At 66.6% G+C, this 12,594-nt stretch carries 10 protein-coding genes; 7 read left to right on the plus strand and 3 right to left on the minus strand.

Going from position 1 to position 12,594, the window contains the following annotated elements:
- Nucleotides 1-368: 368 nt before the first annotated feature.
- The gene (locus tag C7443_RS00430) at nucleotides 369-1,403 is read left to right on the plus strand and encodes an AraC family transcriptional regulator (RefSeq protein WP_110016606.1); all 1,035 of its coding nucleotides are present in this window, start codon (nucleotides 369-371) and stop codon (nucleotides 1,401-1,403) included.
- Nucleotides 1,404-1,665: 262 nt separating this feature from the next.
- Here C7443_RS00430 and C7443_RS00435 read toward each other — a convergent pair whose 3' ends face one another.
- Nucleotides 1,666-2,478, minus strand: coding sequence for a transglutaminase-like domain-containing protein (locus C7443_RS00435; RefSeq protein WP_110016607.1), 813 nt, complete (start codon nucleotides 2,476-2,478; stop codon nucleotides 1,666-1,668).
- A 215-nt stretch (nucleotides 2,479-2,693) separates the two neighbouring features.
- On the opposite strand from C7443_RS00435, the gene C7443_RS00440 reads away from it, so the two are divergent.
- On the plus strand, nucleotides 2,694-3,551 hold the full coding sequence (locus C7443_RS00440; protein WP_110016608.1) for a transglutaminase family protein: 858 nt from the start codon (nucleotides 2,694-2,696) through the stop codon (nucleotides 3,549-3,551).
- 7 nt (nucleotides 3,552-3,558) lie between these two features.
- Here the strand turns inward: C7443_RS00440 and C7443_RS00445 are convergent, their stop codons facing one another.
- Together C7443_RS00445 and C7443_RS00450 are read right to left on the minus strand one after the other, a co-directional pair.
- The gene (locus C7443_RS00445; protein WP_110016609.1) at nucleotides 3,559-4,239 is read right to left on the minus strand and encodes an SDR family oxidoreductase; all 681 of its coding nucleotides are present in this window, start codon (nucleotides 4,237-4,239) and stop codon (nucleotides 3,559-3,561) included.
- Between the two features lie 45 nt (nucleotides 4,240-4,284).
- Complete coding sequence (locus tag C7443_RS00450; protein WP_110016610.1) at nucleotides 4,285-5,259, minus strand: calcium/sodium antiporter; 975 nt, start codon at nucleotides 5,257-5,259, stop codon at nucleotides 4,285-4,287.
- 394 nt (nucleotides 5,260-5,653) lie between these two features.
- Here C7443_RS00450 and C7443_RS00455 point away from each other — a divergent pair, with 394 nt between their 5' ends.
- From C7443_RS00455 to C7443_RS00475, 5 genes are all read left to right on the plus strand, one after another.
- A complete protein-coding gene (locus C7443_RS00455; protein WP_211346123.1) occupies nucleotides 5,654-7,771 on the plus strand; it encodes a hydantoinase/oxoprolinase family protein in 2,118 nt (705 codons plus the stop codon).
- 13 nt (nucleotides 7,772-7,784) lie between these two features.
- On the plus strand, nucleotides 7,785-10,109 hold the full coding sequence (locus C7443_RS00460; RefSeq protein WP_110016612.1) for a hydantoinase B/oxoprolinase family protein: 2,325 nt from the start codon (nucleotides 7,785-7,787) through the stop codon (nucleotides 10,107-10,109).
- Between the two features lie 44 nt (nucleotides 10,110-10,153).
- Entirely contained in the window at nucleotides 10,154-10,660 is a 507-nt protein-coding gene (locus tag C7443_RS00465) for an acetone carboxylase subunit gamma (protein WP_110016613.1), read from the plus strand.
- 102 nt (nucleotides 10,661-10,762) lie between these two features.
- On the plus strand, nucleotides 10,763-11,803 hold the full coding sequence (locus C7443_RS00470) for a zinc-dependent alcohol dehydrogenase family protein (protein ID WP_110016614.1): 1,041 nt from the start codon (nucleotides 10,763-10,765) through the stop codon (nucleotides 11,801-11,803).
- A gap of 66 nt (nucleotides 11,804-11,869) precedes the next feature.
- Nucleotides 11,870-12,586: a CoA transferase subunit A gene (locus tag C7443_RS00475; protein WP_110016615.1), complete on the plus strand. Its 717-nt coding sequence runs from the start codon at nucleotides 11,870-11,872 to the stop codon at nucleotides 12,584-12,586.
- Nucleotides 12,587-12,594: the final 8 nt, after the last annotated feature.

Here is a 12,594-nt window from a genome sequence, read left to right on the forward strand (position 1 = left end):
ATATCGGTTTTGTCTTCATTACGCACAGCCCTGCAGTCGTGAATTGACTTTGGCGGATATGAAGCACGCTCAAACGATGGCTGCGACTCCAAATGGAAACGCCTGGCCGACGGGCAGCGCCTCCGGGTCAAAAGCGACGGTCTGTGCAACGCGCAACCGGCCACCGAATCACTCGCCGGTTACCGCGGACATTCCATTCGCCACCCCGGCCACGCCACACCGCGCCAGAAGCCTAGGTCAAAGATTCGCCGCGCCGTTATGCATTTTCCGCAAAGATGAAAAAAAACACACATTCTGCCGGGAAAGGCTTTTCATATGCGCGCGCACCATCTATTTACATACGTTTACCCCGGCGCGGAGTGCATGGCGTGGCGTGGCAAGCGACCCCTGAAGGCCCGAGCGAACACCCGAACCCGGAGGTGTTGATCGGGCGGATCGATGTCGACGACTTCAGTCTATGGGAGCAAACCACGGCGCCGTGGGAGCTGCTGGCCAAACTGCTGGATACGCACAGCTTTCATAATCACAAGGACTATCTGGTCACGCCGTCGGTCGTGCTCTACCAGGAATCCTATTCATCCTGCCTGCGCGCGCACGGACTCACGCCGGCGCACATGCTGACCCTGTCGGTGCCCCTGCGCACCGGCGCGCGCACCGTCTACTGGAACACAGGGCCACAGGCGAACGGCCTGCCGATCGCGCTGCCTGGCGGGGTCGATGCGGTCGTCGATGCGGGCCAGAGCCATCTGATCCTCCTCGTCTCCCTGCCCTTTCTGCAGCAGCATCTGGCGGGCGAATGCCTGTCCCAGCTGATGCATGCGGCGGCGGTGCGCTTTCTGATCGACGCGCCGGAGCGGCTCGAAAATTTCGGCCGCTGGCTGCAGTGGGTGCTGGAGCAGGCACTGACAAGCCCCGAGGCCTTCCGCCATCGGGCGGTGGTGCACTCGTTCGAGCAGGATCTGCTGCAGCGCTTGTCCCGACTGGGGACGGACTGCGTCCCTGCGGCACCGCGAGCCGACATGGCCCGCAGCCAGCGGGGCCTGCAGCGCGCGCTCGAATATCTGCGCACCAGCAACGCCACCATGGTGACGGTGAGCGAGCTGTGCCGGGTCGCCGGCATCAGCGAACGCAGTCTGCAGTACGCCTTTCATGCCCACGTCGGCCTGTCGCCCCTCAGTTTCATCCGCCACTGGCGCCTGCATGCCGCCCGGCGCGAACTGCTCGCCGTCGACAGCAGTGAGACCCGAGTCGCGGACGTCGCGCATCGCCTGGGCTTCGTCGAGCTCGGCCGCTTCGCCGCCCATTACCGCAGCCTGTTCGGCGAACTGCCCTCGCAAACCATCGCCCGCCCGAAGATACGCGTCGGCCGCCCGCTGATCGCAGCCACCCCATCGGGCGACTGAGGCCAGCGCACGGCCGCTACGCCCTTGCAACACTGACATCCGCTGCTGCGCGGCCGCGGAAAGCATCGTGCAAAACGCTTCAACGAGAGCGAAATCACCGAGCAAACGCAGTAGCGGGCAGTCCGGCAGCAGACATGAAAGTAGCGTGGTCGAGTGCATTCATGCGGAATCACACTGAAATGGGCCAGCGCCCATGCGCCTGCACCACGCTCACCGACCAACCCTCACCGCTGACAGCAGACTTTGCCATCCCGCTATAGCTTCAGACCCCGATGATCTCGTCGGTGAACACACGGAAACTCACCAGCGTGTTCGGACCGAACGTGTTGCTGATCGCCACGTCCGCCGCGTCACGTCCGCGAGCCATCAAGACCCGGCCAATGCGCGGCGTGTTGTTGCGGGCGTCGAAGGTGTACCAGCGATGGCCGAGAAACACTTCGAACCAGGCCGAGAAATCCATCGGCTCATGCGGCGGCGGCACGCCGATGTCACCGAGATAGCCGGTGCAGTAACGCGCCGGAATGTTCAGGCAGCGGCAGAACGCGATCGCAAGATGGGTGTAATCACGGCAGACGCCGACGCGTTCTAGCAGCGCTTCATAGGCCGTGCGGGTCGCCCGCGCGTGCTCGTAGCCGAAGGTGATGTGCCGGTGCACGAAATCACACACCGCCTGCACCCGCGCCCACCCCAGCGGCACATGCCCGAACAGATCCCAGGCAATCTGCGACAGGCGATCGGTTTCGCAGTAACGGCTGCCGAGCAGGAATACCAGCGTTTCCTCGGGCAGCGTTTCAACCGCATGCTGCATCGCGGTGGGCACCACCGGGTCCGGCAGCCCCGAATCACGCACGATGGCAGTACTCGACAGCTGCAGGCGTCCGGGCGGCGCGACGATACGGCTGCAGCCGTTGCCGAAACCGTCGCGATAGGTGCTCACCGGGATCGACGGGCGGGTGATCAGCTGATCGGGAACGATGAGGTCCGGCGCCCGCGAGTGATGGATGCTCAACATCAGGATCATCGGCGTGGGCTGAGGGCAATCGTAAAGCAGTTCGTAGCCAAGCCGGATTTGCATATAGCGTCGAGACTCCTCTGCCCGCCCGTCCGCCGTCTCCGCAGGCACGGAGCAAGAGCGGACAGTACATCAGTCAGCTTGTGCGCCTTCGTGCACCAGTCGCACAAGCAATGGCGTCAGAACGGGACCGCACAGACACAGCCCCCCGTATAGTGACGGACGCCTACCCGCATGCCTGTCACCGGACCGTGCGGGTGCGAACGGAGGATCCTCCCATGCAGCGCCTGCAAATCATCCATCGCACCGAATACCGCTTCCCTGTCGCGGTCCGCCTCGGCCCCCATCGCCTGATGCTGCGCCCGCGCGAGGGACGCGAGATCCACATCGAAGCCGCCCGCCTCGACATCGAACCGCAGCCGCTGCTGCGCTGGTGTCGCGATGCCAACGACAACGCCGTCGCCATCGCCACCTTCAACGAGGCCAGCAGCCAGCTGACGGTGAGCAGCGAGGTGCTCATCACCCATTTCGACGACGCCCCGCTCGACTTTCTGGTCGAGGACTACGCCGTGCAGCACCCCTTCATCTATCCGGCGGAGGAACGCCCCGATCTCGACGCGCTGTGTGCGCCGGTGTTCGCCGACGAACAGCCGCAGGTGCGCGAGTGGCTGCGCGGGCTCGGCCTCGGTCTGGCACCGATGGAGACCTACGTGCTGCTCGACCGCCTCAACCGCGCGATCCGCGACAGCTTCGAGTACGGCGTGCGCGAGGAGCCCGGTGTGCAGTCACCGGCGACGACGCTGGCGCTCGGCGCCGGCAGCTGCCGCGACTACGCCACGCTGTTCATCGAGTCCTGCCGCGCGCTCGGTCTCGCCAGCCGCTTCGTCAGCGGCTATCTGCACACTGCGGAAACCGAGCGCGGCCATGCCTCGACGCATGCCTGGGCCGAGGTCTACCTGCCCGGCCCCGGTTGGAAGGGCTTCGATCAGACCGGCGGCAGCGTCGTCGGCAGCGATCACATCGCCGTGGCCGTCGCCCGTCATCCGCAGGCGGTGCCGCCGATCGCCGGCAGCTTCTTCGGCCCGGCGGAGACCGTGCCGCAGATGCTGGTCGACGTGCGCGTCGCCGCGCTCTGAGCCCGGCTCAGCGTCCGACCCAGCCGCCGCAGACCGGGAACACCTGGCCGACGAAGCAGTTGGCGGCGTCGCTGCACAGGTAGGCGGCGAATTCGGCATCCTCGCGGGCGCTGACCAGCCGGCCGAGCGGCACCTCGCGCTTCAGCCGCTCCTGAAAACGCGGATTGGCCTGCACCTCGGCCGGGAAATAGGTCGGGTTGTCGACGAAATTCTGCGCGATGGCGTTGACCTGGATGTTGTATGCCGCCAGCTCGACGCCGAGCGCCTGCACGTAGGCGAGCTGCGCGCCGCGCGCGGCGCTGTAGGTCGAGGCGCGCTTCATGCCGCGCAGCGCCGAGGCGCTGCCGATCAGCAGGATCTTGCCGTGGCCGCGCGCCTTCATCGCCGGCACCGCCGCGCGGCACAGTCGCGGCAGCGGATCGACCAGCGTGGCGAACACCTCGCGCCATTCGGCCTCGTCGACCTCGGTGGCCGGTGTCGACGGCGCCGGCAGCGCCAGATTGGCGAGCAGGATGTCGAACTCGCCGGCCGCGGCGACCACCCGCGCCGGGGCGTCGACGTCGACCAGCTCGCCGGTATCGGCCACGACATCGGCACCGTGTTCGCTGAACACGCGCCACAGGACCGGCCCCATGAAGGCGTCGGCCTGCAGCAGCAGCACCCGTTTACCCTGCAGCATCATCGACATGACAGCATTCTCCCGGTGCTCGACGACGGCTCGCCCGCGCGCGGCTCATGCCGCCAGCACGCTGCGGCCAAGCCAGCCCATGTATCCGATATAGCAGGCGAGCAGGCCGGCGGCCTCGGCGCGGCTGATGCGCCCCGGCCGGCCGCCGAAGCCGCGGCAGATCAGCAGCAGTGAGACGGTCAGCAGCACCATTACCGGTACGTCGCGCCGGAACAGCTCGGCGCCGACGGCGGCCGGCTCGATCGTCGCGGCGAGACCGACCACCGCCAGCGTGTTGAACAGGTTCGAGCCGATCACATTGCCCAGGGCGATGTCGTGCTCGCCCTTGCGCACGGCGATCAGCGAGGACGCCAGCTCCGGCAGCGAGGTGCCGATGGCCACGACGGTCAGGCCGATGATCAGGTCGCTGACCCCGAAGGCCTGAGCGATGCTCACCGCGCCCCACACCAGCACGCGCGAGGCCAGGATCAGCAGCAGCAGACCGGTCACCAGCCAGAACAGCGCCTGGCGCAGGCTCATGCCCTGCTGCGCCAGTTCGCTGGCGGTTTCATCGGCCAGCGCATCGCCCGTGCCGCGCAGACCTTCGCGCAGCGTCCACGCCATCAGCCCGGCAAACACCGCGAGCAGCAGCAGCGCCTCCGGCCGCGACACCGCGCCGTCCTGCAGCTGCCAGGCGGCGAACAGCGTCACCGCGACGAGGATCGGCAGCTCCTTGCGCAGTACCTGCGAATGCACGGTGATCGGGCTGAACAGCGCGGTCAGCCCGAGGATCAGCGCGATGTTGGTGATGTTCGAGCCGTAGGCATTACCGAGTGCGAGGCCCGGATTGCCCTGCAGCGCCGCCAGCGTCGACACCACCATCTCCGGCGCCGAGGTGCCGAGACCGACGATGACGATGCCGATCAGCAGCGGCGGCAGTCCGCCATGTCGCGCGGCGGCGGCGGCGCCGTCGACGAAACGATCGGCGCTCCACACCAGCAGCGCCAGTCCGCAAAGCAGGGCAAGTATCGGCAGCAGCATCGTCGGTCATCAGCAGTGGCATGCCATCAGCGGCATCGGTTTTCCGATGGTGAAAGCGCCGCAATGTTCCGCGGCATCGCGACCGCGATCGCCGCCAGGGGCGTTCATCGCGTCTGCAGCATGCGTCCGGGCGTCCGGTATCCACCCATGTTGCGGACGCGATGCGTTCGATTTCCGGACGCTCGTCCGTTCACCTCGAACGCCCCTGTCACACATAAAAACCATTATTTATCAATAAATTACATGATTTTTCATGATGTGGCACGCCGCTTGCGATATGGCATTCGGCGGCGACCGGCACACCCGGCGTCGACCGGACGGACCGGGACACCCCGGTTCCAACCACTGATTGAGGAGAAACACCGTGCAAGCAGTGAGAGAAAGAGTCGAGGTCATGGGCATCGACGCCGGCGGTACGATGACGGATACGTTCTTCGTCCGCGCCGATGGCCGCTTTGTCGTCGGCAAGGCGCAGAGCAATCCGGGCGACGAGTCGCTCGCCATCTTCGAGTCCTCACAGGACGCGCTCGGCCACTGGGGTCGCAGCGTCGATGACGTCTACCCGGAGCTGGTGACCTGCGTCTACTCCGGCACCGCGATGCTCAATCGCGTGGTGCAGCGCCGCGGTCTCGAAGTCGGCCTGATCGTCAACAAGGGCTTCGAGCAGGTGCACTCGATGGGCCGCGCGATCCAGAGCTACCTCGGCTACGCGCTGGAAGACCGCATTCACCTCAACACCCACCGCTATGACGAGCCGCTGGTGCCGCTGTCACGCACCCGCGGCGTCACCGAGCGCACCGACGTGCAGGGCCAGGTCGTCATTCCGCTGCGCGAGGACGATGTGCGCCAGGCCACCCGCGAGCTGGTCGCCGCCGGTGCCAAGGCGATTGCGATCTGCCTGCTGCAGTCACACAAGAACAGCACCAGCGAACAGCAGGCGCGCGACATCTGCCGTGCGGAGCTGGCCGCGCTCGGTGCCGACCTGCCGGTATTCGCTTCGGTCGATTACTACCCGCAGCGCAAAGAAAGCCACCGGATGAACACCACCATCCTGGAGGCCTACGCCGCGGAGCCCTCGCGGCAGACGCTGCAGAAGGTCAGCGACCGCTTCAAGAAGCACGGTGCCAAGTTCGACCTGCGCGTGATGGCCACCCACGGCGGCACCATCTCCTGGAAGGCCAAGGAACTCGCCCGCACCATCGTCTCCGGTCCGATCGGTGGCGTCATCGGCTCCAAGCTGCTCGGTGAGGCGCTCGGCTACGAGAACATCGCCTGCTCCGACATCGGCGGCACGTCCTTCGACATGGCGCTGATCACCAAGGGCAGCTTCGCCATCGCTTCCGACCCGGACATGGCCCGCCTGGTGCTGTCGCTGCCGCTGGTGGCGATGGACTCGGTCGGTGCCGGCGCCGGCTCCTTCGTGCGCCTCGACCCCTACAGCGGCTCGATCAAGCTCGGTCCGGACTCCGCCGGCTACCGCGTCGGCACCTGCTGGCCGGACAGCGGGCTCGACACCGTCTCGGTCACCGACTGCCACGTCGTGCTCGGCTACCTCAACCCGGAAAACTTCCTCGGTGGCGCGATCAAGCTCGACGTCGAGCGTGCCCGCCAGCACATCAAGGTGCAGATCGCCGATCCGCTCGGCCTCAGCGTCGAGGATGCCGCGGCCGGCGTCATCGAGCTGCTCGACCTGCAGCTGCGTGAGTACCTGCGCGCCAACATCAGCGCCAAGGGCTACAACCCGACCGACTTCGTCTGCTTCTCCTACGGTGGCGCCGGTCCGGTGCACACCTACGGCTACACCGAAGGACTGGGCTTCAAGGACGTGGTGGTGCCGGCCTGGGCGGCGGGCTTCTCGGCCTTCGGCTGCGCCTGCGCCGACTTCGAGTACCGCTACGACAAGAGCGTCGACATCGCCCTGCCGCAGAGCGCCGCCGAGGCCGATAAGACCACGGCCTGCGCGACCATCCAGGAAGCCTGGTCACAGCTCGCCGCCAAGGTGGTCGAGGAATTCGTCATCAACGGCTTCAAGCCCGAAGACGTGATCCTGCGCCCTGGCTACCGCATGCAGTACATGGGGCAGCTCAACGACCTCGAAATCACCTCACCGATCACCAACGCCAGCAGCGCTGAGGATTGGGACCGCATCGTCGAGGCTTTCGAGGACACCTACTCCCGCGTCTACGCCAGCTCGGCACGCTCGCCGGAACTCGGCTTCAGCGTCACCGGCGCGATCATGCGCGGCCTCGTCGCCACGCAGAAACCAGTCCTGCCCGAGGACCCGGAAGCAGGCCCGACGCCACCGCCGGCGGCCCGCATCGGCAGCCGTCCGTTCTACCGCCACAAGCAGTGGATCGACGCCGTGATCTGGAAGATGGAGCTGCTGCAGCCCGGCAACCAGGTGCGCGGACCGGCGGTCATCGAATCCGACGCGACGACCTTCGTCGTTCCCGACGGCTTCGAAACCACGATCGACAAGCACCGCCTGTTCCACCTGCGCGAAGTGAAGTGAGGAGCCCCGTCCCATGAACATGCCCACCAAGATCGAAGCCATCCGCCCGGACCTGCTCGGCACCGGCGAGACGCTCAAGCAGTTCCGTGACGGCATCCTCGCCCGCACCAAGGCGACCGGCCACTACAACGGCCTGGAGCACCTGGAGCTGCGTGAAGCCGACCCGATCCGCTACGAGAAGATGTTCTCCAAGCTGCGCGGCGGCCTGGTGCATGCCCGTGAAACGGCGAAGAAGATCGCCGCCAGCCCGATCGTCGAGCAGGAAGGCGAGCTGTGCTTCACGCTCTACAACGCCGCCGGCGACTGCGTGCTGACCTCCACCGGCATCATCATCCATGTCGGCACCATGGGCGCCGCGATCAAGTACATGATCGAGAACGACTGGGAGAGCAATCCCGGGATCGAGCCCGGTGACATGTTCACCAACAACGACTGCTCGATCGGCAACGTCCACCCCTGCGATATTGCCACCATCGTGCCGATTTTCGCCGAGGGCAAGCTGGTCGGCTGGGTCGGCGGCGTCACCCACGTCATCGACACCGGCGCGGTGACGCCGGGCTCGATGTCCACCGGCCAGGTGCAGCGCTTCGGCGACGGCTATCAGGTCACCTGCCGCAAGACCGGCGTCAAGGACCAGCCGCTGAAGGACTGGCTGCACGAGTCGCAGCGCTCGGTGCGCACGCCGAAGTACTGGATTCTCGATGAGCGCACCCGCATCGCCGGCTGCCACATGATCCGCGAGCTGATCGAGGAAGTGATCGCCGAGGAAGGGCTCGAAGCCTACGAGAAGTTCGCCTACGAGGTCATCGAGGAAGGCCGCCGCGGCCTGCAGACCCGCCTGAAGGCGATGACGCTGCCCGGCAAATACCGCAAGGTCGCCTTCGTCGACGTGCCTTACAACCACCCGGACGTGCAGACGCCGTCGGCTTTCGCCAAGCTCGACACCATCATGCACTCGCCGGTGGAAATGGAGATCCGCCGCGACGGCTCCTGGCGGTTGGACTTCGACGGCGCGAGCCGCTGGGGCTGGCACAGCTACAACGCCCACCAGGTCGCCTTCACCTCCGGCATCTGGGTGATGATGACGCAGACGCTGGTGCCGACGCAGCGCATCAACGACGGCGCCTACTTCGGCACCGAGTTCCGCCTGCCCAAGGGCGCGTGGATGAACCCGGACGACCGCCGCACCGGCCACGCCTACGCCTGGCACTTCCTGGTCTCCGGCTGGAGCGCGATGTGGCGCGGGCTGTCGCAGGCCTACTTCAGCCGCGGCTATCTGGAAGAGGTCAACTCCGGCAACGCCAATACCTCCAACTGGCTGCAGGGCGGCGGCATCAATCAGGACGGTGAGATTCACGCCGTCAACAGCTTCGAGGCCAGCTCCTGCGGCACCGGCGCCGGCGCGATCAAGGACGGTCTGAACCACGCCGCCGCGATCTGGAACCCCGAAGGCGACACGGGTGACATCGAGATCTGGGAGATGGCGGAACCGCTGCTCTACCTGGGTCGCAACGCCAAGTGCAACTCCGGCGGCTACGGCAAGTACCGTGGCGGTTGCGGCTTCGAGACCCTGCGCATGGTCTGGAAGGCGCAGGACTGGACGATGTTCTTCATGGGCAACGGCTACATGAACTCGGACTGGGGCCTGATGGGCGGTTATCCGTCCGCCACCGGCTACCGCTTCGAGGCGCACCAGACCGGGCTCAAGGAGCGCATCGCCATCGGCGACTCGCTGCCGCTCGGCGCCGACGCCAACCCGGACGCGCCGGACTACGAGCGCCACATCGACGCCACGGCCCGCATCAAGCGCGACCAGCAGTGCATGACCACCGAGGACTGCTACGACAACTACGACCTGTACCTGAACTACCTGCGCGGCGGCCCGGGCTTCGGTGATCCGCTCGATCGCGAGCCGGAAGCCATCACCAAGGACCTCAACAACGCGCTGCTGCTGCCCGAGTACGCGCAGAAGGTCTATGGCGCGGTGATCGCGCAGGACGCCGCCGGCCTGTGGAGCGTGGACGTGCCGGCCACCGCCCGCCGCCGTGGCGAAATCCGCCGCGAGCGCCTGGCCCGTGCCGTGCCGACCAGCGAGTGGATGCGCGAGGAGCGCGAACGCGTGCTGACCAAGCATGCCTCGCAGCAGGTGCGCCACATGTTCACCACCAGCTTCGGCCTGTCGGCGAAGTTCCTCGGCGACTTCCGCCGCTTCTGGAACCTGCCGGAGAGCTGGACGCTGACCGAAGCCGAACTGGAAGTGCCGTCCTACGGCTCGACCTATCGCATGGACCTGTCACTGCTGCCCGACGTGCACACCGTCGTGCTGGTCGAAGAGTGATGCGGCCGCATCAGCTCCCCTGAACAATTCACGGAGATAGTCCGATGTCCATGTACACGCAGGAACAGGTCAACAAGCTGGTCGACGGCAAGCTCGACTGGGATACCACGATGCGCATGCTGTCGATGCCGAAGGATCAGGAGCGCTTCCAGCTCTACCTGAAGTCGCTGCAGCAGAAGGTCGACTGGGAAGATCTCATCGTGCTGCCGCTCGGTCCGCACCTCTACATCGCCCAGTCGGCGGCGACCAAGCAGTGGAAGATCAAGTGCGACTGCGGTCACGAGTTCTGTGACTACCGCGAGAACTGGAAGCTGCACGCCCACATCTACGTGCGCGACACGCCCGAGGCGATGGCCGAGGTCTACCCGCAGCTGATGGCGCCCGACACCCAGTGGCAGGTGTATCGCGAGTACTACTGCCCGCAGTGCGGCACGATGCACGACGTCGAGGCACCGACCCCGTGGTACCCGGTGATCCACGACTTCGAGCCCGACATCGAGGGCTTCTACCAGGAGTGGATGGGCCTGCCGGTGCCGGAACGCGCCGACTGAGCCACCCGAGTCCGGGCACGGCTGCGCAGGCAGTCGTGCCCGCCGGCAGCGTCCCGGAGCCCCCGGGACGCCTGCCCCGTCGGCCACCAGGAGAGAGGCACGATGAAAGCACTGGTCTATCAGGGGCCCGGCCGGAAGGCCTGGGTGGACAAGCCGCAACCCGAGATCGTCAAACCCACCGACGCCATCGTGCGCATCACCCGCACGACGATCTGCGGCACCGATCTGCACATCCTCAAAGGCGACGTGCCCACCGTCGAAGCCGGCCGCACCCTCGGCCACGAAGGTGTCGGCGTCATCGAGGCGGTCGGCAGCGCCGTCACCAGTTTCCGTCCCGGCGACCGGGTGCTGATTTCCTGCATCAGTGCCTGCGGCCGCTGTGCCAACTGCAAGCAGCAGCTCTACGCCCACTGCTCGGATGGCGGCTGGATTCTCGGCCATCTGATCGACGGCACGCAGGCCGAGTACGTGCGCATCCCGCATGCCGACAACAGCCTGCATCACATTCCGGCCGGCGCCGATGAAGAAGCGCTGGTGATGCTCAGCGACATCCTGCCGACCGGGCTGGAAATCGGCGTGCTCAACGGCCAGGTCAAACCCGGCGACACGGTGCTCATCGTCGGCGCCGGGCCGGTCGGCATGGCGGCGCTGCTGACGGCGCAGTTCTACTCGCCGGCGCGGCTGATCATGGTCGACATGGATGAAAACCGGCTGGCCGCGGCACGCCGGCTCGGCGCCACCCACACCCTCAATGCGGCTCAGGGCGCGGTGATCGAACAGATCATGGCGCTGAGCGGCGGCCGCGGCGTCGATGTCGCCATCGAGGCGGTCGGCGTGCCGGCGACTTTCGACATCTGTCAGGAAGTCGTCGCGCCCGGCGGCCATATCGCCAACGTCGGCGTCCACGGCGTGCCGGTCAGTCTGCACATCGAGAAGCTGTGGCTCCGCAACATCACGCTGACCACCGGGCTGGTCAACACCAGCACCACACCGATGCTGCTGCAGGTGGTGCAGGCCGGTCGCGTGGCGCCGGGCAGCCTGATCACCCACCACTTTCCGCTGCAGCAGATCCTGGAGGCGTACCGCGTATTCGCGAATGCCGCCGAGGAAAACGCGATGAAGGTGATCCTCGTCGCCGACTGAGGACAGCCCCCCTCACGCCACTGGCCGCGCCCGACTGGCGCACCGGCCTCCCCCGGAGATTTCGACATGGCGAACAAACTCTATCCGAGCGCGGCCGCCGCGCTCGCCGACATCCTCGCCGACGGGCAGACGCTCGCCGTCGGCGGGTTCGGCCTCTGCGGCATCCCCGAAGCGCTGATCGTCGCGCTGCGCGACAGCGGCGTGCGCAATCTGACCTGCATCTCCAACAATGCCGGCGTCGACGGCTTCGGCCTCGGCCTGCTGCTGGCGACCCGGCAGATCCGCAAGATGATCTCGTCCTACGTCGGCGAGAACCGCGAGTTCGAACGCCAGTACCTGAGCGGCGAGCTGGAGCTGGAATTCACGCCGCAAGGCACGCTGGCCGAAAAGCTGCGCGCCGGTGGCGCCGGCATCCCGGCCTTCTTCACCCGCACCGGCGTCGGCACACCGATCGCCGAGGGCAAGGAAACCCGCGAGTTCGACGGCGAAACCTATCTGCTCGAACCGGCGCTGCGTGCCGACGTGGCACTGGTCAAGGCGTGGAAGGCCGACAGCGCCGGCAACCTCGTCTACCGCAAGACCGCGCGCAACTTCAATCCGCAGGTGGCCACCGCCGGACGCGTCACCGTCGCCGAGGTCGAGGAGATCGTCCCGCTCGGCACGCTCGACCCCGACACCATCCACACGCCCGGCGCTTTCATTCAGCGTCTGGTGCTCAATCCGGCGCCGGAAAAGCGCATCGAACAACGCACCGTGCGCCCGCGCGCCGCGGTCTCTGCCTGAGGATTGCC

The organism is Plasticicumulans acidivorans (genome assembly GCF_003182095.1).
Classification (GTDB): Bacteria; Pseudomonadota; Gammaproteobacteria; order Competibacterales; family Competibacteraceae; genus Plasticicumulans; species Plasticicumulans acidivorans.